At 71.8% G+C, this 25,282-nt stretch carries 25 protein-coding genes and 1 riboswitch; of the genes, 13 read left to right on the top strand and 12 right to left on the bottom strand.

Features of this window, described 5'->3' with window-relative positions; all coding sequences use genetic code 11:
* Nucleotides 1-30: 30 nt before the first annotated feature.
* From ACH4MY_RS17050 to ACH4MY_RS17040, 3 genes are all read left to right on the top strand, one after another.
* Nucleotides 31-585, top strand: coding sequence for a DUF5304 domain-containing protein (locus ACH4MY_RS17050; protein ID WP_398003614.1), 555 nt, complete (start codon nt 31-33; stop codon nt 583-585).
* 66 nt (nt 586-651) lie between these two features.
* Nucleotides 652-1,593 (top strand): ROK family glucokinase, encoded by a 942-nt coding sequence (locus ACH4MY_RS17045; protein ID WP_398003611.1) that lies wholly within the window; start codon nt 652-654, stop codon nt 1,591-1,593.
* A 130-nt stretch (nt 1,594-1,723) separates the two neighbouring features.
* A complete protein-coding gene (locus ACH4MY_RS17040) occupies nt 1,724-2,467 on the top strand; it encodes an endonuclease/exonuclease/phosphatase family protein (protein WP_398003608.1) in 744 nt (247 codons plus the stop codon).
* A 78-nt stretch (nt 2,468-2,545) separates the two neighbouring features.
* Here the strand turns inward: ACH4MY_RS17040 and ACH4MY_RS17035 are convergent, their stop codons facing one another.
* Complete coding sequence (locus tag ACH4MY_RS17035; protein WP_398003605.1) at nt 2,546-3,238, bottom strand: hypothetical protein; 693 nt, start codon at nt 3,236-3,238, stop codon at nt 2,546-2,548.
* Complete coding sequence (locus ACH4MY_RS17030) at nt 3,231-4,013, bottom strand: alpha/beta hydrolase (protein ID WP_398003602.1); 783 nt, start codon at nt 4,011-4,013, stop codon at nt 3,231-3,233. Before ACH4MY_RS17030 ends, ACH4MY_RS17035 begins: the two co-directional genes overlap by 8 nt.
* Before the next feature lie 187 nt (nt 4,014-4,200).
* On the opposite strand from ACH4MY_RS17030, the gene ACH4MY_RS17025 reads away from it, so the two are divergent.
* The 4 genes from ACH4MY_RS17025 (at nt 4,201) to ACH4MY_RS17010 (ending at nt 7,992) form a co-directional block, all read left to right on the top strand.
* A complete protein-coding gene (locus ACH4MY_RS17025; protein WP_189830661.1) occupies nt 4,201-4,947 on the top strand; it encodes a 1-acyl-sn-glycerol-3-phosphate acyltransferase in 747 nt (248 codons plus the stop codon).
* A gap of 34 nt (nt 4,948-4,981) precedes the next feature.
* The gene (gene macS, locus ACH4MY_RS17020; RefSeq protein ID WP_398003598.1) at nt 4,982-6,196 is read left to right on the top strand and encodes a MacS family sensor histidine kinase; all 1,215 of its coding nucleotides are present in this window, start codon (nt 4,982-4,984) and stop codon (nt 6,194-6,196) included.
* Nucleotides 6,193-6,876 (top strand): response regulator, encoded by a 684-nt coding sequence (locus ACH4MY_RS17015; RefSeq protein WP_398003596.1) that lies wholly within the window; start codon nt 6,193-6,195, stop codon nt 6,874-6,876. The genes macS and ACH4MY_RS17015 overlap by 4 nt, the downstream gene beginning before the upstream one ends.
* A 114-nt stretch (nt 6,877-6,990) precedes the next feature.
* Complete coding sequence (locus tag ACH4MY_RS17010) at nt 6,991-7,992, top strand: 2-hydroxyacid dehydrogenase (RefSeq protein ID WP_398003593.1); 1,002 nt, start codon at nt 6,991-6,993, stop codon at nt 7,990-7,992.
* An 81-nt stretch (nt 7,993-8,073) separates the two neighbouring features.
* Here ACH4MY_RS17010 and ACH4MY_RS17005 read toward each other — a convergent pair whose 3' ends face one another.
* The 3 genes from ACH4MY_RS17005 to ACH4MY_RS16995 all read right to left on the bottom strand — a co-directional run bounded on the left by ACH4MY_RS17005 (nt 8,074) and on the right by ACH4MY_RS16995 (nt 13,004).
* Entirely contained in the window at nt 8,074-9,945 is a 1,872-nt protein-coding gene (locus tag ACH4MY_RS17005; protein ID WP_398003591.1) for an anthranilate synthase family protein, read from the bottom strand.
* Nucleotides 9,946-10,045: 100 nt separating this feature from the next.
* Nucleotides 10,046-10,102 carry a trp operon leader peptide gene (locus ACH4MY_RS17000; RefSeq protein ID WP_071892416.1) on the bottom strand — a complete coding sequence of 19 codons (57 nt, stop codon included), beginning with the start codon at nt 10,100-10,102 and terminating at the stop codon, nt 10,046-10,048.
* A gap of 121 nt (nt 10,103-10,223) precedes the next feature.
* Complete coding sequence (locus ACH4MY_RS16995) at nt 10,224-13,004, bottom strand: N-acetylmuramoyl-L-alanine amidase (protein WP_398003589.1); 2,781 nt, start codon at nt 13,002-13,004, stop codon at nt 10,224-10,226.
* 154 nt (nt 13,005-13,158) lie between these two features.
* Between ACH4MY_RS16995 and ACH4MY_RS16990 the strand changes: the two genes are divergently transcribed.
* Nucleotides 13,159-14,511 (top strand): class II 3-deoxy-7-phosphoheptulonate synthase, encoded by a 1,353-nt coding sequence (locus tag ACH4MY_RS16990; protein WP_398003586.1) that lies wholly within the window; start codon nt 13,159-13,161, stop codon nt 14,509-14,511.
* 132 nt (nt 14,512-14,643) lie between these two features.
* Nucleotides 14,644-14,889, top strand: coding sequence for a bacterioferritin-associated ferredoxin (locus tag ACH4MY_RS16985; RefSeq protein ID WP_398003584.1), 246 nt, complete (start codon nt 14,644-14,646; stop codon nt 14,887-14,889).
* 34 nt (nt 14,890-14,923) lie between these two features.
* Here the strand turns inward: ACH4MY_RS16985 and bfr are convergent, their stop codons facing one another.
* On the bottom strand, nt 14,924-15,400 hold the full coding sequence (gene bfr / locus ACH4MY_RS16980) for a bacterioferritin (protein ID WP_073806778.1): 477 nt from the start codon (nt 15,398-15,400) through the stop codon (nt 14,924-14,926).
* A gap of 177 nt (nt 15,401-15,577) precedes the next feature.
* On the opposite strand from bfr, the gene ACH4MY_RS16975 reads away from it, so the two are divergent.
* Nucleotides 15,578-16,222, top strand: a complete 645-nt coding sequence (locus ACH4MY_RS16975; protein ID WP_398003580.1) for a sulfite oxidase-like oxidoreductase — start codon at nt 15,578-15,580, stop codon at nt 16,220-16,222.
* A gap of 38 nt (nt 16,223-16,260) precedes the next feature.
* Here ACH4MY_RS16975 and ACH4MY_RS16970 read toward each other — a convergent pair whose 3' ends face one another.
* From ACH4MY_RS16970 to thiO, 6 genes are all read right to left on the bottom strand, one after another.
* A complete protein-coding gene (locus tag ACH4MY_RS16970) occupies nt 16,261-16,887 on the bottom strand; it encodes a DUF4396 domain-containing protein (RefSeq protein WP_398003577.1) in 627 nt (208 codons plus the stop codon).
* Between the two features lie 85 nt (nt 16,888-16,972).
* The gene (locus tag ACH4MY_RS16965) at nt 16,973-17,824 is read right to left on the bottom strand and encodes a deoxyribonuclease IV (protein WP_398003574.1); all 852 of its coding nucleotides are present in this window, start codon (nt 17,822-17,824) and stop codon (nt 16,973-16,975) included.
* Between the two features lie 6 nt (nt 17,825-17,830).
* Entirely contained in the window at nt 17,831-19,747 is a 1,917-nt protein-coding gene (gene pknB, locus ACH4MY_RS16960; protein WP_398003572.1) for a Stk1 family PASTA domain-containing Ser/Thr kinase, read from the bottom strand.
* A gap of 555 nt (nt 19,748-20,302) precedes the next feature.
* Nucleotides 20,303-21,097: a thiazole synthase gene (locus tag ACH4MY_RS16955; protein WP_398003569.1), complete on the bottom strand. Its 795-nt coding sequence runs from the start codon at nt 21,095-21,097 to the stop codon at nt 20,303-20,305.
* A gap of 5 nt (nt 21,098-21,102) precedes the next feature.
* Entirely contained in the window at nt 21,103-21,303 is a 201-nt protein-coding gene (gene thiS, locus ACH4MY_RS16950) for a sulfur carrier protein ThiS (RefSeq protein ID WP_398003566.1), read from the bottom strand.
* Nucleotides 21,300-22,568 (bottom strand): glycine oxidase ThiO, encoded by a 1,269-nt coding sequence (thiO, locus tag ACH4MY_RS16945; RefSeq protein WP_398003563.1) that lies wholly within the window; start codon nt 22,566-22,568, stop codon nt 21,300-21,302. The genes thiS and thiO overlap by 4 nt, the downstream gene beginning before the upstream one ends.
* Nucleotides 22,566-22,679, bottom strand: a riboswitch (TPP riboswitch). Its footprint overlaps the gene before it by 3 nt.
* 133 nt (nt 22,680-22,812) lie before the next feature.
* Here thiO and ACH4MY_RS16940 point away from each other — a divergent pair.
* The 3 genes from ACH4MY_RS16940 to thiE all read left to right on the top strand — a co-directional run bounded on the left by ACH4MY_RS16940 (nt 22,813) and on the right by thiE (nt 25,211).
* Nucleotides 22,813-23,988: an NAD(P)/FAD-dependent oxidoreductase gene (locus ACH4MY_RS16940; protein ID WP_398003882.1), complete on the top strand. Its 1,176-nt coding sequence runs from the start codon at nt 22,813-22,815 to the stop codon at nt 23,986-23,988.
* Nucleotides 23,989-24,091: 103 nt separating this feature from the next.
* Nucleotides 24,092-24,457, top strand: coding sequence for an Rv2175c family DNA-binding protein (locus ACH4MY_RS16935; RefSeq protein WP_398003561.1), 366 nt, complete (start codon nt 24,092-24,094; stop codon nt 24,455-24,457).
* Between the two features lie 100 nt (nt 24,458-24,557).
* Nucleotides 24,558-25,211: a thiamine phosphate synthase gene (gene thiE / locus ACH4MY_RS16930; protein WP_398003558.1), complete on the top strand. Its 654-nt coding sequence runs from the start codon at nt 24,558-24,560 to the stop codon at nt 25,209-25,211.
* Nucleotides 25,212-25,282: the final 71 nt, after the last annotated feature.

Below are 25,282 nucleotides of genomic sequence, written 5' to 3'. Positions count from 1 at the left end.
GTCGAAGTACCAGCCACTGAGGAGTACGCCATGAGCGATTCGGATGCCTGGGCCAAGGCGTGCGCCGAGGACCTGGAGGCGGAGAAGGCCCGCCGTCGCGCGGAGCGCGGCGCGGAGCCCGGATCCCCGGCCGAGGAGTTCCGCAAGCTCTTCGAGGCCGTCGCCGGCAAGGTCTCGGGCGGCCTCGGGAACCCGCTGCTCGGCGGCCAGGCCGTGCAGACCGTGCAGCAGCTCGTCAACCAGGCGAAGGCCGCGGTCGAGCCCGTCATCGAGCGCAATCCGCAGGTCTTCGACCATCTCGCCGCCGCCGGGAGCGAGCTGCTCGCCGCCTACCGTTCCGCCGTCGAGAGCCATGAGAGCCGCTGGACGCGCGGCGAGAAGGTCACCCCCGACGACCCGACCGACCCGCGCCGGGACGCGGACGGGCCGCGCGTGGACGGGCAGGACGCCAAGCCCGAGGCCGACCGCGACGAGCACGGCGACGGCCACGACGACGAGCACGGGGCCGACCGTGAGGACGGCCGCGGCGACGACCGCAAGGACGACGAAGGGCCGGGAACCGGCCAGCACATCGACCTCGACTGATCGGGACGCCCGTCCCCCTCGGGTACGGTGGGCCCTAGCGGGGCTCGACCGAAAACTGAGGGACACATGGGACTCACCATCGGCGTCGACATCGGCGGCACGAAGATCGCGGCCGGCGTGGTCGACGAGGAGGGCAACATCCTCGACACGCACAAGGTGCCCACCCCGCCGACCCCCGAGGGCATCGTCGACGCGATCTGCGCGGCCGTCTCCGAGGCCGGCAAGGGCCACTCGATCGAGGCTGTCGGCATCGGTGCCGCGGGCTATGTCGACGACAAGCGCGCCACCGTCCTCTTCGCGCCGAACATCGACTGGCGGCACGAGCCGCTCAAGGACAAGGTCGAGCAGCGGGTCGGCCTGCCCGTCGTCGTCGAGAACGACGCCAACGCGGCTGCCTGGGGCGAGTACAGGTTCGGCGCCGGCCAGGGCCACGAGGACGTCATCTGCATCACCCTCGGCACCGGCCTCGGCGGCGGCATCATCATCGGCAACAAGCTGCGCCGCGGACGCTTCGGCGTGGCCGCCGAGTTCGGCCACATCCGGGTCGTCCCGGACGGTCTGCTGTGCGGCTGCGGCAGCCAGGGCTGCTGGGAGCAGTACGCCTCCGGACGGGCGCTCGTCCGCTACGCCAAGCAGCGCGCCCACGCCACCCCCGAGCGGGCCGAGGTCCTCCTCGGGCTCGGTGACGGCACCCCCGAGGGCATCGAGGGCCGGCACGTCAGCCAGGCCGCCCGCGCCGGCGACCCGGTCGCCGTCGACTCCTTCCGCGAGCTGGCCCGCTGGGCGGGCGCCGGTCTCGCGGACCTGGCCTCGCTCTTCGACCCCTCGGCGTTCATCGTCGGCGGCGGCGTCTCGGACGAGGGCGACCTCGTCCTCGACCCGATCCGGAAGTCCTTCCGGCGCTGGCTGATCGGCGGCCAGTGGCGACCGCACGCGCAGGTCCTCGCGGCCCAGCTCGGCAACAAGGCCGGACTGGTCGGCGCGGCGGACCTGGCCCGCCAGGGCTGAGAACGCGCACGGCCCGGGTACGGAGGCTCGCTCGCGAGGTCCCGCGCACGAAGGGCATCGGCAAGGCATACGGCGACCGCCCGTCGCGTCCCACGTGGACGCGGCGGGCGGTTGTCGTACGTTACGTGCCATGGCGATCAGTGAGCTGCCCAACTCCCGCACCGAGGCGGACGGTTCGGCCGTCCTCCGGGTCCTCAGCTACAACGTGCGCTCGATGCGCGACGACGAGGACGCCCTGGCCCGGGTGATCCGGGCCTGCGCCCCGGACATCGTCTTCGTCCAGGAGGCCCCGCGTTTCTTCCGCTGGCGCAAGCACGCCGCCCGGCTCGCCGCGAAGAGCGAGCTCCTCGTCCTGAGCGGCGGCGCCACCGCGGCGGGGCCGCTGCTGCTCTGCTCCCCGCGGGCCACCGTGGAGCGCACCGAGGACGTCCTGCTGCCGCTCACCCCCGGTCTGCACCGGCGGGGTCTGGCGACCGCCGTCGTCCGGTTCGCCGGGGCCCGGGTCGGGCTCGTCAGCTGCCATCTGAGCCTGCGGAAGGAGGAGCGGTACGCCCAGGCCGGAATGGTCCTCGACCGGGTCGCCGCCCTGGGAACGCCGTACACCCTCGTCGCCGGCGACCTCAACGAACGGCCCGAGGGTCCCGCCTTCCGGCGGCTGGCGAACGAGCTCCGGGACGGCTGGGAGGTCAGCCCCTGGGGAGGCGCGAACACCTCGACCCCCGCCGATCCGCACCAGCGGATCGACGCGATCCTGGCCACCCCGGGCGTCGAGTTCCTCGGCTGCGGGGTGCCCACGGACCTCGACCCCGCGGATCTGCGGGCCGCCACCGATCACCTTCCGGTGCTCGCGGCGGTCCGCGTCCCCGCGTCGTAGGACGGCTCAGACGACGGCGCCGTCCCCGCGTCCTAGGACGGCTCAGACGACGGCGCCGTCCCCGCGTCCTAGGACGGCTCAGACGACCGCGCCGCGGCCCGGGTCGTCGAAGCCGTCGTCATCCTCGTCGTCGTGCTTCATCCGCCCCACCAGGGTCGCGAAGCCACCCAGGAAGCCGCCGATGCAGAGGGTCGTCAGCCACCAGGTCATGTCCCACTGGAGCAGGACGGCGAGCAGCATGAGGACCGGGCCGCCGACGACGGCGAGCCAGGCGAACCTGGTCGTCACGTCCGCCTCGGGCAGCGGGGGCGGCTCCGGCGGGACGAAGTGGCCCTCGTCGGAGCCGCCGGGGGAGTCGTCGTCCGGCTCGGCGGGCGAGTAGTCCCGGGGGCCGGCGGGGCGGACGCCGGGCGCGAAGACGACGGAGCTGCCGAGCGCGGGCCGCTCGGGACCGGTCTCGGGCTCCTCCTCGGCCGCGGGCTCCTCGGCGGGCTCCGGCGCACTCTCCCCGGTCGCCGGCCTCGGCTTCCAGGGCGTGCCCTTCCCGGCGGCCGGCCCCGGCCGCACCGGCCGGACCTCGCCGGCGGCCGTGTCCCCGTCGCCGTCCTCGTCCTCCGGCTCCGGCAGCGACAGGTTCTCGACGGTCCGGTAGGGCTTCGCCCCCGGCGGATCCACCGGCTCCTCGCCGTACCCCGCGACGATCGCGGCCCAGGCCGCCTCCTCGTCGATGGGCTGCGGCTCCAGCTCGCCGCCGTCCTGCTGCTCAGCCACCGCTCCTGCTCCCCTTTTCGTCGACCGGAAGCGGGGCGAGACGCTCGACGAAGGCCAGGCTCTCGTCGAAGATCCGCTCCGCGTCATGGTCCAACGTCGCGACGTGGTAGCTCTGTTCCAGCAGGATCTCCCGGACGTCCGTCGAGGAGATACGGGAGAGGATCCGGGCCGAGTCGGCCGGCGGCACGACATGGTCCTGGGGGCTGTGGAGCAGCACCACCGGCTGCGTGACCTGCGGAAGCTCCGCGTCCACGGTCCGGAAGAACTGCCGCAGGGAGTGCGCGGCGTGCAGCGGTACCCGGTCGTAGCCGACCTCGGTCACGCCCTCCTTGGCGATGTCGCTTGCGATGCCCTTGGTCGAGGTGACCAGATGGCGGGCGACCGGCAGCGCGTGCGCGGCCAGGCCGTGCACCTTGTTCCCGGGGTTGACCAGGACGATGCCCTTCACGGCGTCCCCGTACCGGGCGGCGAGCCGCAGGGTCAGGGCGCCGCCCATGGAGAGGCCGAAGACGAAGACGGTCTCGCACCGCTCCACGAGCTCGCGCAGCGCCCGGTCCACCTCCGCGTACCAGTCGTGCCAGGTGGTGAGCTGCATGTCCTCCCAGCGGGTGCCGTGGCCGGGCAGCAGCGGCAGCGACACCGTCAGCCCGCGCGCGGCGAGATACTCGGCCCACGGGCGCATCGACTGGGGGGAACCGGTGAATCCGTGACAGAGAAGGACGCCGACCTCTCCGCCCTCGTGGCGGTACGGCTCGGCTCCGGGAAGGACCGGCACCGGGGTCTCCTGTTCGCTCGGCTTCGCGTGCTGCTTCGGGGTGCGCCTTCGGGTGCGCCGAAGCGACGGAAAATGGGGAAGGACCTTCACGGTACGCGACCGGACCGACACCGACCAGGGCCGTAGCGGGGGCCGTACGCCGGTACGGGATAAAGTCGTCGCGACGGCACACGGAAGGCATGGCGAGTTGATCTACGGCGCAATGAAGTTCTCCCTCGGAGGGTCCCTGAAGATTGCCTTCCGGCCCTGGGTGGAGGGTCTGGAGAACATTCCCGCCGACGGGCCCGCGATCCTGGCGAGCAATCACCTGTCGTTCTCCGACTCCTTCTTCCTCCCCGCCGTCCTCGACCGCAAGGTCACCTTCATCGCCAAGGCGGAGTACTTCACCTCGCCGGGTGTGAAGGGCAAGCTCACCGCCGCCTTCTTCAAGGGTGTCGGCCAGCTTCCGGTGGACCGGTCGGGTGCCCGCGGCGCGGGCGAGGCGGCGATCAAGGCCGGTATCGAGGTCATCGAGAAGGGCGGGCTCTTCGGGATCTACCCCGAGGGCACCCGTTCGCCCGACGGCCGTCTCTACCGGGGCAAGCCCGGTGGTCTCGCGCGCGTGGCCCTGGCCACCGGCGCGCCGGTGATCCCGGTCGCCATGATCGACACCGAGAAGATCCAGCCGCCCGGCAAGGTCGTCCCCAAGCTGATGCGCCCGGGGATCCGGATCGGCAAGCCGCTGGACTTCACCCGCTACCAGGGCATGGAGGGGGACCGCTTCATCCTCCGTTCGGTGACCGACGAGGTCATGTACGAGATCATGAAGCTGTCCGGCCAGGAGTACGTCGACATCTACGCGACCGCCGCCAAGCGGCAGATCGCGGACGCGGAGAAGGCGGCCAAGGAGGCCGTCAAGGCCGAGATCGCGGCTCGGGAAGAGTCCGGCGCGTAGGCGTCCCGTTCGGGGACGTCCGGGGGTGGGGGAGATGGCCAAGCGCGAGCGTGTCGTGCGCATGTCGGTCGAGCAGCCGTTGTGGCGGGCGCTGACCGGCTACCGCGTCCTGACGATGGTCTACGCCGTCCTGCTGTTCGCCTTCGGCGGCGACCGGTACGAACGGCCCTGGATCGCCGTCGCCTACCTGGCGGTGATGTGCGTCTGGACCCTCGCGACCCTTCCCAAGGTGGCGAACGCGGCCCGCTGCACCAAGCGCTTCCTCGGCGTCGACATCACCGTCGCTCTCGTCGGCATCCTCCTCACCCCGCTCGCCGACGCCCACGCCCAGACCATCGAAGGCCCCACCCTCCCGTCGATATGGACCGCCGGCGCCGTCCTCGCGTACGCGATCAAGGGCGGCTGGCGCTGGGCCGGAGTCGCCTCCTCCCTCGTCGCCGTCGCCAACATCATCGAGCGCGGCCACCCCACCCGGGACACCTTCCACAACGTCCTGCTCGTCTGGGTGGCCTCCATCGCCATCGGCTACGTCGTCGAGGTCGCCCGGGCCTCCGAGCGCACCCTCGCCCGCGCCCTGGAGATCGAGGCCGCGACCCGGGAGCGGGAGCGGCTCGCCCGCGACATCCACGACAGCGTCCTCCAGGTCCTCGCGATGGTGCAGCGGCGCGGCACGGCGCTCGGCGGCGAGGCCGCCGAACTCGGCCGGATGGCGGGGGAGCAGGAGGTGGCCCTCCGCACCCTCGTCGCGGGCGGGCTCGCCCGGCCCAGCCTGGTCTCCGAGGACGAGTCCGAGGGGGCCGTCGTACGGGTCGTCGAGGTCGACGACGACTCCGACGACGACACCCCCCTCGATCTGCGCCTGCTGCTCGCCCCGCGCGCCGGGGCCAGGGTCACCCTCTCCGAGCCGGGCGCGCCCGTCATGCTGCCGCCGCCGTCCGCGCGCGAACTGGCCGCCGCCGTCGGCGCCGCCCTGGACAACGTGCGGGTGCACGCCGGGGACGAGGCCCAGGCCTGGATCCTCGTCGAGGACTGGCCGGACGAGGTCGTCGTCACCGTCCGGGACGACGGGCCCGGCATCCCGGAGGGCCGCCTCGCGCAGGCGGAGGGCGAGGGCCGGATGGGCGTCGCCCTCTCCATCCGGGGGAGACTGCGGGATCTGGGCGGTACGGCCGAGCTGGTATCGGTCCCCGGACAGGGCACGGAAGTCGAGTTGAAGGTTCCACGGGGGAAGGCAGGACAAGGAAGATGAGCGAGCAGCAGGCCGAGCGGCAGATCAGAGTGATGGTCGTCGACGACCATCCGATGTGGCGGGACGCGGTCGCCCGCGACCTGGCCGAGGCGGGCTTCGACGTGGTGGCCACGGCCGGCGACGGGGAGCAGGCCGTACGCCGTGCCCTCGCGGTCGTGCCCGACGTCCTCGTCCTGGACCTGAACCTGCCGGTGAAGCCGGGCGTCCAGGTGTGCAAGGAGCTGGTGGGCGGCCGCCCCGGGCTGCGGGTCCTGGTCCTCTCGGCGAGCGGTGAGCACGCCGACGTCCTGGAGGCCGTGAAGTCCGGCGCCACCGGCTACCTCCTCAAGTCGGCGAGCACCGAGGAGCTGATCGACGCCGTGCGGCGGACGGCGGTCGGCGACCCCGTCTTCACCCCCGGCCTCGCCGGGCTGGTCCTCGGCGAGTACCGTCGGCTCGCCTCCGAGCCCGCCCCCGCGGCCGGCGCCGACGAGCCGAAGGCACCGCAGCTGACCGAGCGCGAGACCGAGGTCCTGCGGCTGGTCGCCAAGGGGCTCAGCTACAAGCAGATCGCCGAGCGTCTGGTCATCTCGCACCGCACGGTGCAGAACCACGTGCAGAACACCCTCGGCAAGCTCCAGCTGCACAACCGGGTGGAGCTCGTCCGGTACGCCATCGAGCGCGGCCTCGACGACGCCTGAGCCCCGCCCCGGGGCGTCCCGGGGCGTCCGGCGTGCCGGGCGGGGCGACGGGATGGGTCGTATATTCGCGAGGAGCGCGCACATACGACCCATCACCGGCATGAGGGGAATCCCGTGGAAATCCTGGCATTCGGGGTGCAGGCGGACGAGAAGCCCCTGATCGAGAAGGCCTTCGCGGGACACCACGACGTCCGCTGCCTGAGCGTCTTCCTCTCCGAGGACACCGCTCCCATCGCGGCCGGCTACGAGATCGTCTCCACCAGCGTCAACGCCAGCCTGGACCACCGGGTCCTGCAGACACTCGCCGCCGGTGGGACCCAGCTGATCGCCCAGCGCTCCACCGGCTTCAACAACATCGACCTGGAGGTCGCCGAGCGCCTCGGTCTCACCGTCGCCCGGGTCTCGTACTACTCGCCGTACTCCGTCGCCGAGTTCGCCTGGACCCTCGCCACCGCCGTGAACCGCAGGATCGTCCGCGCCTCCAACCGCACCCGCGACTTCGACTTCCGGCTCGACGGACTGATGGGCCGTGACCTGCGGGGCCGTACCGTCGGTGTCCTCGGCACCGGCAAGATCGGCGAGGCCTTCACCCGGATCGCCCACGGCTTCGGCATGAACCTCCTCGGCTGGGACGTCGCCGAGAACCCCGCGTGCCTCGCACTCGGCATGGAGTACGTCGAGAAGGATCGGCTCCTCGCCGAGGCCGATCTGATCAGCCTGCACGTACCGCTGCTCCCGGCCACCCAGCACATCCTCGACGCGGCCGCCCTCAAGTCCATGAAGGACGACGCCATCCTGGTGAACTCCAGCCGGGGCGGGCTCATCGACACCGAGGCACTGGTCGCCGAACTCCGGGCCGGACGCTTCGCCGGGGTCGGCCTCGACGTGTACGAGGCGGAGGCCGGGCTCTTCTTCCTCGACAAGTCCCTGGAGGTCGTCGAGGACGACACCCTGGCCCGCCTGGTCACCTTCCCGAACGTGGTCGTCACCTCCCACCAGGCGTACTACACCGAGGACGCCGTCGGCCAGATCATCGACACCACCGTCCAGAACGTCCTGGACTACACGGCCGGCCGGCGCAGCGAGAACGTCCTGGTGCCCCGCCTGCCCCGGTGACGGGCCGATGCCGGTGCCCCGCGATGCCTGCCGGTCTCCCGGACCGGCAGGCATCGCGCTCCCCGCGCCGGGACGCCTCCCTCAGACCAGGACCCCGGCGAGGAGCGAGGCCGTCAGAGCGGCGCCGTCCGTCGTCAGCACCGACTCGGGATGGAACTGCACGCCCGCGAAGCCCGGCCCGCGCAGCGCGTGCACCTCGCCGCTCTCCGCGTCCCGGCTCACCTCGATCCGGTGCAGCGCCAGCTCCGTCGCCGTCCGGTCGTCGCAGCGCGCGGTGAAGCTGTTGTAGAAGCCGACCGTCTGCTCCTGACCGAAGAGGTCGATCCGCACCTGGGCGCCCTGGAACGGGGTCCGCTTACGGACGATCTCCAGGCCCAGCTCGGCGGCGATCAGCTCGTGCCCGAGGCAGACGCCGAGGAGACCGTGCCGGTGGTCCCGGACCAGCTCCGCGGTCAGACCCCGCAGGAAGCGCATCTTCGGGTCGGCCGCGTCCGAGGGGTTCCCGGGGCCGGGACCGAGGACCACCGGTCCCTCGTGGGCGAGGGCCAGCTCGCGCAGTCCCGGCTCGTCGTAGCGGAGCACCGACACGTCGAGACCCGAGGAGCGCAGGACGTGCGCCAGCATCGCCGTGAAGGTGTCCTCGGCGTCGATCACCAGGGCGTGGCCCGCCAGTTCGGCCGACCGCACCTGCATCCGGAGCCAGAACGGCGCGAGGTCCGCCCGGCGCGCGTCCAGGGCGGCCCGCACCCGCGGATCGTCGGCGAGCGCGGCGGCGGCCGGTGCCGCCCCGCCGGCCGGCCGGCCCTCCCGCACCCCGAGCGCGGTGAGCACCCCGGCCGCCTTGGCGTGGGTCTCGGCGACCTCGCCGGCCGGGTCCGAGTGCCGGACGAGCGTGGCGCCGACCGGGACCCGGAGCCGGCCGTCGGAGGCGATGTCGGCCGTACGGATCAGGATGGGGGAGTCCAGGGTCTGCGCACCGTTCTCGTCGGTGGCGAGCAGGGCGAGGGCCCCGGCGTAGTAACCGCGCCCGCCCACCTCGTGACGTTCGATCACCCGGCACGCGTTCTGCACCGGTGAGCCGGTCACCGTCGCCGCGAACATCGTCTCCCGCAGCACCTCGCGCACGTCCAGGGTGGAGCGGCCCCGCAACTCGTACTCGGTGTGCGCGAGATGGGCCATCTCCTTCAGCCGAGGACCGATCACCACCCCGCCCATGTCGCCGACCGTGCACATCATCTTGAGCTCCTCGTCGACCACCATCGACAGCTCCTCCGTCTCCTTGCGGTCGGCGAGGAAGGCGAGCAGGCCCTCGGCGGTCGGAGCGGCCCCGGACGGGTAGCGGTACGTGCCGCTGATCGGGTTCATGACCACCGTGCCGCCCGACATGCGGACGTGCACCTCGGGGCTCGCCCCGACCAGCGTCCGGTCACCGGTGTGCACGACGAACGTCCAGTACGCGCCCCGCTCGCCCGCGAGCAGCCGCCGGAACAGGGCGAGGGCGTCGGCGCGCCCGAAGTCCGGGATCTCCCCGGTGTAGGTGCGCCGGATGACGAAGTTCGCGCCCTCGCCGGAGCCGATCTCCTCGTCGATGACCCGCCGCACGATCCGCGCGTACTCCTCGTCGGAGACGTCGAACCCGCCGCCCTCGACGGTCACGTCGTGCGCCGGAAGCTGCTCCAGGGCCTCGGCGAGCGGCAGCTCGTGGGCCTCCTCCGCGGTCAGGACGGAGAGCGGGGTGCCGTCGTCGCGCACATCGAAGCCGCGCTCCCGGATCTGGCGGAAGGGCACGAGGGCGAGGGTCGGCAGCGGGCCCACGGGCAGCTCCGCGAGGCGCTCGGCCTCGTGGACCCGGCCGATCAGCACCTCGACGGTGTCGTGGTCACGGCCGGGGGTGCGGCGGCGGATGAGGGCGAAGGGCGGGGCGGTGGGGTCGAGGAGACGGGAGAGGTCCATGGGGCGTTCGTTCCTTCCGTTGGTGTGCGGAGAGGAACGGCCCGGGCACGAGAAAGGCCGCCCCTCGGGGCGGCCTTGGCGTCTTTTCGTGTACGCGCGATCAGTGGGCCGCCGGATGAGCGGTCCACCACCAGTTCTGGATCTGAGGCGCGAACATGCGAGCACTGTAACGCAGCCGGGCACGGGAACGGGGCCCGGTCCGCACCGTGGACGGTGCGAGCCGGGCCCCGTGGAGCCGTCGAGCTGCCTCGACTACCGGATCCGCGTGATCTGTTCGATCAGAAGATCAGGTTGTAGATCTGCCAGCCCGGGCCGACCTGCACGCGCGGGGCGTACGGGGCGGTGGCGCTGCCGGTGCCCTTGTACAGCCACATCGCGCCGGAGCCGTCACGGCCGACGAAGTCGACCTTGCCGTCACCGGTGAGGTCGCTCGGGCCGACGACGCTGTTGTAGACCTGCCAGCCGTTGCCCACCTGCACGCGCGGGGCGTACGGGGCGGTGGCGCTGCCGGTGCCCTTGTACAGCCAGAGCGCGCCCGTGCCGTCGCGGCCGATCAGGTCCGCCTTGCCGTCCGAGGTCAGGTCACCGGTGCTGACGATGTTGTTGTAGATCTGCCAGCCGGTGCCGATCTTCACCCGGGTGGCGAACGGCGTGCCCGGGGTGCCCGTGCCCTTGTACAGCCAGATGACACCGGACTTCTCGCGGGCGATCAGGTCCGGCTTGCCGTCCCCGGTCAGATCGCGGACGCCGATGATCTGGTCGTAGACGCCCCAGCCGCCACCGGTCCGCAGCCGCGCCTTGAAGGGCGCCGCCGGGTTGCCGCTGCCCTGGTAGTACCAGAGGACACCGGAGGCGTCCCGGGCGACCGCGTCACCGACGGCGTCGGCGCGCAGCGCGGTCAACGGGGTGATGGCGTTGTAGACGCCCCAGCCGCCACCGACCCGGTACCGGCTCAGGAACGCGCCGGGGGCGGTGCCGGTGCCCTGGTACTGCCAGAGGACACCGGAGGTGTCACGGGCGAGGAGGTTGTAGCGGTTGTTCGTGGCGACGGGGGCGGCGCCGGGGGCCTCCACGATGTCGCTCTGCTTCACCCAGGTGATCTTGTGGTGGAAGCGGATCGGCACGAAGAGGGTGCTGCCGGTGACGTTCTTCTGGGCGGAGCCGAACCAGTCGTCGCCCGCGACGGCCGGGCCGGCCTTCACATAGGCCTGGCCGGACGCGAAGGTGAACTTCGACAGCGGGTCGTTCTCGTCACCCGGCGCCTCCAGCCCGGCCGCGGTGTAGGCGGCGGTGTCCGGGAAGGAGCGGCCGAAGACCTTGGTCGAGGCCGTCCCCGACTTGAGCTTCACGGTCGTGGCGCCGTTGACCGGCACCGTGTACTGGCCGCCGGGGTTGTAGAACCAGGCCTTCTCGCCGGCGAACCAGATCGCCGTCCAGTCGGTCCGGGCCTCGGCGACGACGTAGGAGCCGCCGGCCCGGACCTTGTTGCCGTAGTTCGAGCCCTCGGACCAGAGCGAGCTGAAGTACGGGTCCTTCAGCGTGGTCGCGCTCGTCGACGGCGACGTGTAGAGGTAGCCGAAGTTGGACGGACGCGCCGGGACGGCCGCGCTGCCGGTGGTCAGCGTCGGCTGGTTCGCCGTGGTGAACGGCGGCACGACACGGACCACCTGGCCGGCCTTGAGCAGACCGCCCGCGCCCTTGTCGCCCTGCGGGGCGCCCAGGAGCGACATGTAGTAGTTCCAGTCCCAGTACGGGCCGGCGTCCCAGTGGAGCTTGTCGACGTCGCCGTCGGTCTGGAGCGCCACCTCGTCGTGGCCGATGATGTGCTCGCGGTCGATCGGCACGTTGTACGTGGTCGCGAGGTACTTCACCAGCTGCGCGGAGGAGCGGTACTGGGGCTCGGTGTACCAGCTGCCCTCCTTGATGGCGTAGCCCTCGTGCTCCACGCCGATCGAGTGCATGTTGTGCGTCCAGTTACCCGCGTGCCACGCCAGATTCTTGTTCTCGAGCATCTGGGTGACCAGGCCGTCCGAGGCCTTGATCAGGTAGTGGGCGCTGCCCGCCCCCTTGGGGTTGGTGAGCGTGTCGAGCGAGCCCTGGTAGGGGCCCTCGGTGTCGTGGATGACGATCTGACGGATGTTCACGCCCTGGTTGGGGCGGTCACCCGCGGTGTAGTTCTTCTGCCCCGCCGCGTTGGGAACGCTCAGCTTGACGTCGCAGCTCAAGCCGGTGGGGCACTCGGGGAGCGCGGCGGCCGTCGTGCTCGCGAGGCTCGCGGCCAGCGGCACGTTCGCCGGCTTGACCGGCTCGACCGAGGGGTCGGCCGGCAGGGTCACCTGCTCGCCGTCGAGGGTGAGCGCCCGCTCGCCCTTCTTCACCGACTCGAAGACGCGCTTCGCGAAGAGGTCGGCGCCCTTCCTGTCGGAGGACTGGCCGTAGCGGGCCACGGCCGGGTACCAGTCGCCCGCGTCGTCGGACAGCTCGGCGCCGGCCTGCTTCTGGTAGTCGGCGAGCAGCGCGGCACCGGCCCGGATGGAGGCGGCGCTGTCGTTCTGGACGGCCTCGCTGGAGCTGTCGATCAGCTCGGCGCCCTTGTCCAGGGTGTGGAGCCGGGGGTCGTCGGTGTCGACGAGCGCCTTCTCCAGGATGCTCCGGACCATCGCGCGGTCGAAGGTCTTCTCGATCTCCGGCCGGCCGGAGCCGTTGAAGTGGTCGATCTGCTCGTCGGTGACCTTCGTCGCCACGTCCTCCGGGTCGACCTTGGTCAGACCCATGACGTTGTACGCGCCGGTCGTGCTCGGCTCGCCGTCGTGCGACTCCCAGCGGGTCTGCTGGTACGACACCGCCATCAGCACGCTCTGCGGTACGTCGAACTCACGCGCCGCGTTTGCGAACTGTGTCTGGAGGGAAGGGTCACCCCCTGACGGGTCGCCCGCCGCGCCGAGGAGGCCCGGTGACGCGACCGCGATGGTGCCGATCGTGGCCGTGGCGACGACCGCGGCCGCCGCTCCGTACAAGAGTCGTTTCTTCTTGCGGTCCCTGCGGTGCCTCTGCGTCACGCCCACCCCTGTGGTTCGGCTGTTGTCAAGTGAAACGGGCCAGAGGGTAACACCACTCGAACGAGTGAAGATCGGCGGAAGACATTTCGGGCGCGCGTCTCAGCCACTGGGCAGGGGGACAGGACCGGACGAAGAACCCCGTAATGTTGTGCGTGTGACCGTGAACGCTGAATCCCACGCCGTCGCCAAGGCGACCTGGCGAGACCTGCCCGCGGCGCAGCAGCCCGAGTACCCCGATGCCGAGGCTCTGCGCGATGTGATCGCGGACCTCGAGTCGTATCCTCCGCTCGTCTTCGCCGGCGAGTGCGACCAGCTGCGTGCCCGGATGGGAGCCGTCGCCCGTGGCGAGGCGTTCCTGCTCCAGGGCGGCGACTGTGCCGAGGCCTTCGACGCCGTGTCCGCCGACCACATCAGGGCCAAGCTCAAGACGCTGCTCCAGATGAGCGCCGTCCTCACCTATGCGGCCTCCGTGCCCGTGGTGAAGGTCGGCCGTATCGCCGGCCAGTACTCGAAGCCCCGCTCCAAGGGGACCGAGACCCGTGACGGCGTGACCCTGCCGACGTACCGCGGCGACTCGGTCAACGGCTTCGACTTCGACGAGAAGTCCCGCATCCCGGACCCCGAGCGCCTGAAGCGGATGTACAACGCCTCCGCCTCCACGCTCAACCTGGTGCGCGCCTTCACCACCGGCGGCTACGCCGACCTGCGCCAGGTGCACGCCTGGAACCAGGACTTCGTGAAGTCGTCCCCCTCGGGCCAGCGCTACGAGGCGCTCGCCCGCGAGATCGACAACGCGCTGAACTTCATGAAGGCCTGCGGCACCGACCCGGCCGAGTTCAAGGCCGTCGAGTTCTACGCCTCCCACGAGGCGCTGCTGCTCGACTACGAGGGCGCCCTCACCCGTACGGACTCGCGCACCGGCAAGCTGTACGACACCTCCGGCCACATGGTCTGGGTCGGTGAGCGCACCCGCCAGCTCGACCACGCCCACATCGAGTTCGCCGCGCGCATCGCGAACCCGATCGGCATCAAGCTGGGCCCGACCACCTCGGTGGACGAGGCGCTGACCTACATCGACCGCCTCGACCCCGACCGCGAGGCGGGCCGGCTGACCTTCATCGTCCGCATGGGCGCCGACAAGGTCCGCGACAAGCTCCCCGAGCTGGTCGAGAAGGTCACCGCCTCCGGCGCCGTCGTCGCCTGGGTCACCGACCCGATGCACGGCAACACCTTCGAGGCCGCCTCCGGCCACAAGACGCGCCGCTTCGACGACGTGCTCGACGAGGTCAAGGGCTTCTTCGAGGTCCACAAGGAGCTGGGCACCCACCCGGGCGGCATCCACGTCGAGCTCACCGGTGACGATGTCACCGAGTGCGTGGGCGGCGGCGACGAGATCTTCGTCGACGACCTGCACCAGCGCTACGAGACGGCCTGCGACCCGCGGCTCAACCGCAGCCAGTCCCTGGACCTGGCGTTCCTGGTGGCGGAGATGTACCGCGACCAGTAAGTAGGTACCTACGAGGATGGGGCGCGGATCCATGTGATCCGCGCCCCATCCTCGTATGAAGGGCTTTTACGGTCCCGCGCCGCCGGGTAAGGTTAGGTTAGCCTAATCGATCACGGTGGGAGGTGAACCGCGTTGTACGTCTGCTCATGCTTCGGTGTCACGGAGAAGCAGGTCAAGCAGCATGCGGACGCGGGCGCCTGTACGCCGCGCCAGATCGCCTCGGCCTGCAAGGCCGGAACGGACTGCGGTTCCTGCGTCCGACGCATCCAGGCCATCCTCGGCCGCGGCAACTGCCCGCGCCGCGATCTCCTGGATCAGGGCATGCCCGCCCTGACGGCCGACTCCGTCGAGCCGGAAGGGCTCTCGGAGGCCGCCTGAGCCGTACCGGGGCCGAGCGGGCCCCTCACGGCGATCAGCTGGGCTGCTCGATGAGCGTCGAGATGTAGAGCGCCTCGCCCAGGGACTCGATCAGCTCCAGCTGCGTGTCCAGGTAGTCGATGTGGTGCTCCTCGTCGGCCAGGATCTCCTCGAAGAGGTTGGCCGACGTGACGTCCCCCTTGGCCCGCATGACCTCGATGCCGCGCTTCAGGCGGTCGATCGCCTCGACCTCGACCTGGCGGTCCGCCTGGAACATCTCGGTGAGGGTCTGGCCGACCCGCACATGGAAGAGCCGCTGGTAATTGGGCAGGCCGTCGAGCATCAGGATGCGCTCGGTCAGCTTGTCCGCGTGCTTCATCTCATCGATGGACTCTTCGCGCGTGTATTTGGCGAGCTTCGTCCACCCCTTGTTGTCCTGGATGCGGTAGTGCAGCCAGTACTGGTTGATGGCCGTCAGCTCGCCGGTCAGCTGCTCGTTGAGGAACTCGAGGACCTCGGGGTCGCCCTGCATCGCAGAGGCTCCTTCCACGTTGCGTGTCTACGCCGTCACTGGGCAGGATGGCCGCATCCTCGCACCCCGAATGGGGGGCGTCCAGTAAGTGCAGGCTTAGTGGGAGTTGCCCCGATCCTGGCCCCTCGGACGTCGCCTGGTCATGACCACCCCTCGCGGTCTGTCACCATGGATGGCATGGGTCAGCCGGAGAGCGGAGTACACCGGGAAGCGGGGCAGCCGGATCGTTCGACGGACCTTCCGCCTGGTCAGCGGCTCCAGCGCGGCTGGCCGGTCACCCATTACGGGCCCGTCCCCAAGTTCAAGCCGGACCGCTGGGAGTTCCGCGTCTTCGGCGCGACGGCCGACGGTGACAAGCGCTGCTGGAACCACGAGGAGTTCTCGGCCCTGCCGTTCTCCTCGGTCGTGGCCGATCTGCACTGCGTCACGAAATTCAGCATGCTCGGGGCCGAATGGGGTGGTGTCCCCGCCCGTACGGTGCTGGAGCTCGCCCCGCCGGCGCCCCAGGTCACCCATGTGATGGTCTGGGCCGAGTACGGCTACAGCGCCAACATGCGGCTCGACGACTTCGCCTCGGACCGTACGATCTTCGCCACCCACAAGGACGGGGAGCTGCTCACCGCCGAGCACGGCTTCCCGCTGCGGCTGGTCGTCCCGCACCTGTACGCCTGGAAGGGCCCCAAATGGGTCCGGGGCGTGGAGTACATGGCCACCGACCGCCGTGGCTTCTGGGAGGAGCGGGGCTATCACAACCTCGGCGACCCCTGGACGGAGCAGCGCTACTCGTACCAGGAGGAGCCGGGAGACGGCCCGGAGCTGTAGCGTCCGCCCCGGACAGTCCCTCCTCGCGGAGCCGCTGTTCAGTGGTGGTACTGGTGGACCACCGCATGGCCCTTGCCGCGGCCGATCATCCACTTGTTGACCGGCGTGGTGATCACGAAGGCGCCGGCGAGCGCGATGGCGAGCACGATCCAGAAGAGCGGATCGGAGAGGTGGGCGTCCATGGCGCCGGGCCAGAGGGCGATGATGCCGTTGTCGATGATCTCCATCACCGCGATGGAGAGGGTGTCGGCGGCGAGGGCCACCTTGAAGGCTGTCTTGAAATCGACGCCGGCGGACAGGATGCCGCGCAGGGTGAGCGCGTAGCCGAAGAAGAAGGCCAGGACGATCGCGAGGATCATCGTCTGCGTGTTGCCCCAGCCGAGCGCGGTGCCGATGATCATGCCGAGCACCTCGCCGATGGCGCAGCCGGTGAGGCAGTGCAGCGTGGCCCTGGCGGCCATGGACCAGGAGGCCTTGCCGGGGGCGTGATGCGCGCCGTGGTGCCCCTGGTGATCGCCGTGCTGCTCCCGGTGGCCGAGACCGTCCTGGTGGCTCTCGTGTCCTGCGGTGTGTCCGGTGTGCTCCGCGTGGCCCTCGTGGCCGGTGTGCTCCGAGTGGCCCGCGTGGTCGCCGTGGTCGTGATGGGTGTGCGCGTCGTGCTGCATCGGGTGCCCCCCATGGTCGGGTAGCGGTTCCTGCCGTTACAGGAACCGTATACCCCCCTGGGGTATTCCTCAACGGGGAATCGTGTCAGCCCCTGAGCTTCTTGAGCAGCTCCACGTCCGCGAGATGACCCGCCTTGCCCCCCGGCGTCTCGATGATCAGCGGAACGCCGTCGGTCGCCGGGTGGCCCAGCAGGTTCCTGAACCCGTCCTCGCCGATGTGCCCCACACCGATGTTCGCGTGCCGGTCCTTGCGCGCGCCGACCACATCCTGGGAGTCGTTGGCGTGGATCAGCTTCAGCCGCCCCTCGCCCACCGTCGCCACCAGCGCGTCGAGCGTCTGCGTCGCACCGTGCGGACCGGTCAGATCATGGCCCGCGGCGAAGATGTGGCAGGTGTCGAGGCAGATCCCGAGCTTCGGATGCCGGTCCAGCGCGTCGAAGTACGGCCCGAAGTCCTCCGCGCGCGAGCAGAGCGAGAAACCCTGGCCCGCCGTCGACTCGAGCAGCAGATACGGATCGTCCTCGTGCGTCAGCTCGTCGAGCAGCGGCAGCAGGCGCTCCCGCACCTGGGCGAGCGCCACCGCGCGCGGGCGGCCCCCGGTCGCCGAGCCGGTGTGCACCACCACACCCTTCGCTCCGATCTCCCGGCCCCGCCGCAGCGAGTGCCGCATCGACTCCACCGACTTCTCCGCGGTGGCCTCCGTGTGGGAGCCGAAGTTGATCAGATACGGGGCGTGGACCCACGCCGAGATCGACTCGGCCGCGCACTCGGCGCGGAACCGCTCGTCCTGCGCGGGGTTGCCGGGCGGAGTGGCCCAGCCGCGCGGATTCGCGACGAAGACCTGCACGGCCTCGGCGCCGAGCTCACGGGCATAGCCGAGGCCGATCGTGGCGAGGCCACCGGCCACGGGGACATGGCCGCCGACGGGGTTGCGCATCAGTTCCTACAGTCCCTTGATCGTGATCGTGACGGTGGAGCCCTCGGGCGCGGTGGACCCGCCCTCGACGGACTGGCTCGCGACGGTGTCGCCGAGATAGGGGAAGGACTTCTTGACCTCCACCTCGAAGCCCGCCTCCTCCAGCGCCGTCCGCGCGTCGTCGCTCGTCTCCCCGGTGACGTCCGGGACCTCCACCAGCTTCGGGCCCTTGGAGACGGTCAGGGTGATCGCGTCGCCCCCGGCGGCGCGGCTGCCCTCGGCGAGGGACTGCGCGGCGACGGAACCGGCGTCCTCCGGAGAGTTGATCCGCTCCGGGGCGACCGCCACCTTCAGGCCGGCCTCCTGGAGCGTGGCCGTGGCGTCGGCGACGGTCTCGCCGGTGACGTCGGGCACATCGATCGGAGCGCCCTTGCTGACGACCAGTGCGACGGCAGAGTCGGGGGCGCGCTCGGTGCCCGGCTCGGGGTCCGAGGAGACCACGGAGCCCTGGGCGACGGTGTCGCTGAACGCGGTGGTGACCACCCCGGTCACCAGACCCTCCTCCTCCAAGGTGCGCCTGGCCTCGGCGAGCGGCTTGTTCTTGAGGTTGGGCACCTTCACGATCTCCGGACCACGGGACAGGGTGAGGGTCACCGTGCCGTTGCCCCGCAGACGTTCGCCCGGAGCCGGTTCCGAGGCCATGACGGTGCCGCGCTCGTACACATCGCTGAACGCGCGCTTCGTCGTGCCCACCTCGAGTCCGGCGTCGGTGATCCGCTTCGTCGCGGTCGCCTCCGTCTGGCCGAGCACGGCGGGAACCCGGGTGAACTGGCCGGAATTGATGTACCAGACACCGGCGCCGAGGCCGAGGGCCAGAAGCACACCGAGGACCAGGGCGAGCGGGCCGCGAGGCGGCTGCCGAAGGGACCGCCGACCACCGGCCGGCGGAGCCTCGGGAGCCGGCAGCCGGTTCGTGTGCAGCACCTGCTGGACATCTGCCCCGGCCGGCACGGACCGGGCGATCACACTCGTCCGGTCCTCCGCCGTGTCCCGGGGGGCCTCGGACCGGGCCTGCGGCGGAACGGCGTCCAGCTGCTCCTCACCGAGCCCGGAGCGGGCCTCCCGGAGAAGGGCGAGCAGGGCGACGGCGTCGTACGGGCGGACCTCGGGGTTACGGGCCGTGGCCGCCGCCACCAGCTGGTCCAGCTCCAGGGCGAGCCCCGGAACGGCGGCCGAGGGAGCCGGGACGTCCGTGTTGAGGTGCTGGTAGAGCACCTGGGCGGGGGTGTCACCGGAGTGCGGCTTGCCGCCCGTCAGCATCTCGTACAGGACGACACCGCAGGCGTACACGTCGGCACGCGTGTCGGCGGTGCCGTGCTCGATCTGCTCCGGCGCCAGATAGGAGACGGTCCCGAGGACCGAACCGGTGGTGGCCGTCGCCGAACCCACGGCCCGCACCAGACCGAAGTCGGCCACCTTCACCCTGCCGTCGTCCCCTATCAGGACGTTCTCCGGCTTCATGTCCCGGTGCACGAACCCCGCCCGGTGCGCGGCGCCGAGCGCCGCGAGCACGGGCTCCAGGATGTCGAGAGCGGCCCGCGGCGCGAGGGCGCCGCGCTCACGCAGGACGTCACGAAGAGTGCAGCCGGCGACGTACTCCATCGCCAGATAGACGTACGCGCCCTCGGCGCCCTGGTCGAAGACACCGACGACATTGGGGTGCGAGAGCCGGGCCACCGACTTCGCCTCGCGGATGAAACGCTCCACGAAGGCGGCGTCGGTGGCGAGGGCCGGATGCATCACCTTGAGCGCGAGGACGCGGTCGAGACGGGTGTCCACGGCCCGGTAGACCGTGGCCATCCCGCCGACGGCGATGCGCGCGTCGACGCGGTAGCGGCCGTCGAGCAGCCGCCCGACGAGGGGGTCCTGAAGGGTCGTGTCCACGGCGTCGAGTCTACGAGCCGGTGCCGGGGGGCTCGGCCCGCGCGCCCACGACTGCAGCCCACCTGTGACGATCACGACACGCGACGGCGCGCTCCACAGGACGCTGCGGCTCAGCGGGCGCTGCCCTCCGTGTACCGCCGCTGGGCGTCACCCGGGCGGGCTCGCGGGGCTGGCCCGGCTCACTGCCCGCGTGGGCCCGCGCACGCTGCCCCGCCCACCGCCCGTGTGGGCATTCGTCCCGCTGGGGCGGGACGGGTGGGCACACGGGACGCGCGCTTGGCGGCGCGTCCGGCCCTTGTGCCTGGACCCGCACCAGTACTTCGGCGCGGATCGGGTGCGGGTCAGGGCGCGGAAGCCTGGGCCCGGCAAGGGGCGGCGTTCCGTTGTGCCCACCCGTTCCGCCCTGGGGGTCCCCCCGGACGGAGTCTGGGGGAGGAACAGCTGCCCGCAACGGGGTGGCGACGACGCCCGTCGTGACCGGCCTTTCCGGCCCGGCGGCACCGTTACCCGCAACGGAGTGGGCAGCGCCCGCAGTGCTGGGGGCGGGGTGGGTGTTCAGAATGCCGGGCGTTCCGGGTCCAGGGTGGCGCGGCCCTCTGTCGGGGACGACGCCTCCGCGAAGTGGCGGCGGGGGATCCGCCCCGCCCGGTGGGCCAGCCGCCCCGCCTCGACCGCGTGCCGCATCGCCGAGGCCATCAGGACCGGTTCCTGCGCGCGGGTCACCGCCGACGCCAGCATCACCGCCGCGCACCCCAGCTCCATCGCGAGCGCCGCGTCGGACGCCGTGCCGGCGCCCGCGTCGAGGATCACCGGGACCCCGGCCCGTTCCGCGATCAGCTGGAAGTTGTGCGGGTTGCGGATGCCGAGTCCGGAGCCGATGGGGGAGCCGAGCGGCATGATCGCCGCGCAGCCGACGTCCTCCAGTTTCCGTGCGAGGACGGGGTCGTCGTTGGTGTAGGGGAGGACGGTGAAGCCGTCGTCGACGAGGGTCTCGGCCGCGTCGAGGAGTTCCACCCCGTCCGGCAGCAGCGTCCGCTCGTCGGCGACGACCTCCAGTTTGATCCAGTCCGTGCCGAGCGCCTCGCGGGCGAGCCGGGCGGTCAGGACGGCCTCGCCGGCGGTGAAGCAGCCCGCGGTGTTGGGGAGGACCCGGATGCCGAGGCGTTCCAGGACGGAGAGGACCGAGCCCTGGACGGTCGGGTCGAGCCGTCGCATGGCGACGGTGGTCAGTTCGGTGCCGCTGGCGATCAGGGAGCGCTCCAGCACGTCGAGGCTGGGCGCCCCGCCGGTGCCCATGATGAGGCGCGAGGAGAACTCCGTACCCCCGAGGGTGAACACGTCGTCGGACATCGCGTTCAGCCCCCCTGTACCGCGGTGAGGACCTCCACCCGGTCGCCGTCGCCGAGCAGGGTCGACGCCCATTCGCCGCGGGGCACGACCGTCTCGTTGAGGGCGGCGGCGACCCCGGACCGGGCCGTCGTCAGGGTGGCGACGAGGGCGTCGAGGGAGAGGGGGCCGGAGAGCACGCGCGGCTCTCCGTTCACGGACACGTTCATGCGGGCTGCTCCTGACGTACGGGAGGAGTACTGGAAAAGCGGCGGGGGGTGAAGGGGCGTGCCTCGTCGGGGAGGGTGCCCGTGGTGAGCGCCTCGGCCATGACGTCGCCGGTGACGGGGGTGAGCAGGACCCCGTTGCGGTAGTGGCCGGTGGCCAGGTGGAGGCCGGGCAGGGCGGTGGGGCCGAGCAGCGGCGCGTTGTCGGGGGAGGCGGGGCGCAGGCCCGCCAGGGTCTCGGTGAGCGGGAGTTCGGTGATCCCGGGGACGAGTTCGTGGGCGTCGCGCAGCAGCTCGTACACCCCGCCGGCCGTCACCGTGGTGTCCCAGCCGAGTTCCTCGCTGGTGGCGCCGACGACGAGTTCGCCGTTCTCGCGGGGCACCAGGTAGACGTGGCTGCCGCGGACGACGGCCCGGACGGTCCGGGAGAGGAAGGGGGCGTACGGGGCCGGGACGCGCAGCCGCAGTACCTGGCCCTTCACGGGGCGCACGGGTGGCAGTACCTCGTCGGGCACGCCCGCGAGCCGGCTGCTCAGGCTGCCGGCGGCGAGGACGACCTGGTCGGCGGTCAGTTCCTCGCCGCCGGCGAGTACGGCGCCGCGCGCCCGGTCGCGTACCACCGTCAGGCTCTGTGCGAGGGTCCGGTGGAAGATCACCCCGGCCCGCTCGCAGGCGACGAGGAGCGCGGCGGCGAGCCGGCGCGGGTCGACCTGGTGGTCGCCGTCGACCCGCAGTCCGCCGCGGACCCCGGGGGCGAGCATCGGTTCGAGGCGGCGGCACTCGCGGCCGCTGAGCCATTCGGAGCTGAGGCCGCACCGGGTCTGCAGGGCGTGCAGTTCGCGCAGGTGGGACCGGTCGTCGGCGTCGAGGGCGACGGCGAGGGTGCCGCAGGCGCGGTAGCCGACGTCGTGGCCGGTGGAGTCCTCGAGTTCGGCGACGAACGCGGGATAGCGTTCGGCGGAGGCGAGGTTGAGGCCGAGGAGGGTCTCCTCGCCGTAGTGGAGTTCGGTGACGGCGGCGAGCATCCCGGCCGCGACCCGTGCGGCGCCGCCGCCGGGGTCGGGGTCGACGACGGTGGTGCGCAGTCCTCGCCGTGCGGCCCGCCAGGCCGTGACCAGACCGATGACGCCGCCCCCGATGACGAGGACGTCGGACCCGCGGACGGCGGACACATCGGTATCGGGCGCGTGGGTGTCGGGCAGGTCGGTATCGGAGACAGCGGTGTCGGACGCGTGGACGGTGGACACGTGGACATCGGAAGAACGCATGGGCGTCCAGCCCCTCCCTTCGCCGGCATGACCCGGATCAGGTTCGTACGGTCGGAGGCCGTCCCAGCCTCCCTCTCAGCCCGGTGCGTCCGGGCTCCCGCGAGTGCTTTACGCCCGCCAGACTAGCTTCCGCCTCCGGGGGGCCACAGACCCCTCCCTTCCTGACGGTTCGTCAGATGCGTAAGGTGGTCGGGTGAGCGAGCAGAAGCAGGCACAGCAGCACGTCGTGATCGTCGGCGCCGGGATGGCGGGCGTACAGACCGCCGTCGCGCTGCGCGAACAGGGCTTCACCGGCCCCGTGACCCTCATCGGGGCCGAGCCCCACCAGCCCTACGACCGGCCCCCGCTCTCCAAGGCCGTCCTCCTCGGCAAGGCCGAGGGCTCCGCCTTCGACATCGACTTCGAGGACCTCGGCGTCGAGCTCCGCCTGGGCCTGGACGTCACCGGGCTGCGCGCCGCCGACCACGAGATCGACACCGAGGCCGGGCCCGTCGCCTACGACACCCTGGTCGTCGCCACCGGCGCCCACCCCGTCGTGCTGCCCGGCACCGAAGGCGTCCCCGGGGTCCATCTGCTGCGGACCCTCGACGACGCCGTGCGCCTCGGGCCGGTCCTGGAGCGCCGCCACAGCGTCGTGGTCGTCGGCGCCGGATGGATCGGCGCCGAGTTCGCCACCGCCGCCCGCCAGGCCGGCTGCGCCGTCACCGTCGTCGAGGCCGCCGACCGCCCCCTCGCCGGTGCCCTGCCCGCCGAGGTCACCGCCCCGATGGCCGAGTGGTACGGGGAGAACGGTGCGGAACTCCTCACCCACGCGCGCGTGGACACCGTCGAACCGGGCAGGGTCGTCCTCGCCGACGGCCGCGAGCTCCCCGCCGACGCCGTCGTCGTCGGCATCGGGGCCCGCCCCGCCACCGACTGGCTCACCGGCTCCGGCATGGCCCTCGACCGGGGCGGTGCCATCACCGCCGACGAGCGGCTGCGCACCTCCCTGCCCGATGTGTACGCCGTCGGCGACTGCGCCTCCTTCCCGTCGGCCCGCTACGGCCGGCGCCTTCTCGTCCACCACTGGGACAACGCCCTCCAGGGCCCCCGCACGGTCGCGGCGGCGGTCACCGGGGCGATCACCGGGGCCGGCTCGGGGCCGTACGACCCCGTCCCGTACTTCTGGTCCGAGCAGTTCGGCCGCTTCGTCCAGTACGCGGGTCACCACGCGGACGCGGACGAGCTGCTCTGGCGCGGCGACCCGGCGGAGGAGGCCTGGTCCGTGCTCTGGCTGCGCGCCGGGGTGCCGGTGGCCCTTCTCGCCGTCGGCCGCCCCCGCGACCTGGCCCAGGGCCGCAAGCTCATCGAGAAGGCCACCGCCGTCGACCCCGTGCGCGCGGCGGACCCCTCCGTACCCCTGAAGGCGGCCGTCGTCTAGGCCGTCGCCCGGGCTCTTGTCCAGGCCGCTGTCCAGGCCGTCGCACGGGCCCTCGCCGGGGGCCCGACTACCGACTGTCGGTCCGGGATGGCAGGCTTGTCCCGTGACCGAGATTGACGTAAAGATCGATGCGCTCGTCCCCGCCTGGCTCTACGTGCCCGACATCGCGGAGATGCTCGATATCGAGGTGACGCGCGTGCGGCAGCTGATCAAGGAAGGCCAGCTGATCGCCGTGCGCCGTGGAGAGAACAACGCCCTGCAGATTCCCGCCGCCTTCATCCAGGGCGACAAGATCGTCAAGGGCCTCGTCGGGCTCCTGACCGTCCTGCGGGACGACGGCTTCACCGACGAGGAGATGCTGGAGTGGCTCTTCACTCCGGACGAGAGCCTGCCGGGCACGCCCGCGCAGGCGCTCAACGAGAACCGCGGCACGGAGGTGAAGCGCCGCGCCCAGGCGCTCGCCCTCTGACGCCCGCACGCACCGAAGACACGCACGAGCGGATGTCGCGGCGCCGGCCCCCACGGGCCGGCGCCGCGGCGCCCGTGACACCGACGGGGGGAACCCACCCATGCCCACGCCTCGTGAGCGGCTCGCCGACGCCCGGCTGTACCTGTGCACCGACGCCCGGAAGCGCCAGGGCGACCTGCCCGACTTCCTCGACGCCGTGCTCTCCTCCGGCGTGGACATCGTGCAGCTCCGCGACAAGGGCATGGAGGCCGGTGAGGAGCTGGAGCACCTCGCCGTGTTCGCCGATGCCGCCCGCCGGCACGGCAGGCTCCTCGCGGTGAACGACCGGGCCGACGTCGCCCACGCCATCGACTCCGACGTGCTGCACCTGGGCCAGGGCGACCTGCCCGTGCCCGCCGCCCGCGCGATCCTCGGCGACGAGGTCCTGATCGGCCGCTCCTGCCACGCCGAGACCGAGGCGGCCGCGGCCGCCGTCGAGCCGGGCGTCGACTACTTCTGCACCGGGCCCTGCTGGCCCACCCCCACCAAGCCCGGACGGTACGCACCGGGCCTCGGCCTCGTGCGGTACACGGCCGGCCTGGCCCAGGACCGCCCCTGGTTCGCGATCGGCGGCATCGACGAGACGAATCTGGACGAGGTCCTGGACGCGGGCGCGCGCCGGATCGTCGTCGTCCGGGCGATCACCGAGGCCGACGACCCGGCCGCCGCGACGGCCGCCCTGGCCAAGCGGGTCCGGGAGCGCGCGGGGGAGTAGCCCCAGGTCCGGCGGGGAAGCCCGCGGAGCCCCGTGCCGGGGCCCGCGACACGTCCGGCGGTTCCTCCAAG

This window comes from Streptomyces sp. NPDC017246, from assembly GCF_044331325.1.
In the GTDB taxonomy this organism is placed as follows: domain Bacteria; phylum Actinomycetota; class Actinomycetes; order Streptomycetales; family Streptomycetaceae; genus Streptomyces.
Note: the sequence above shows the minus strand (reverse complement) of the source record. Positions and strands in the feature narration are given on the sequence as shown.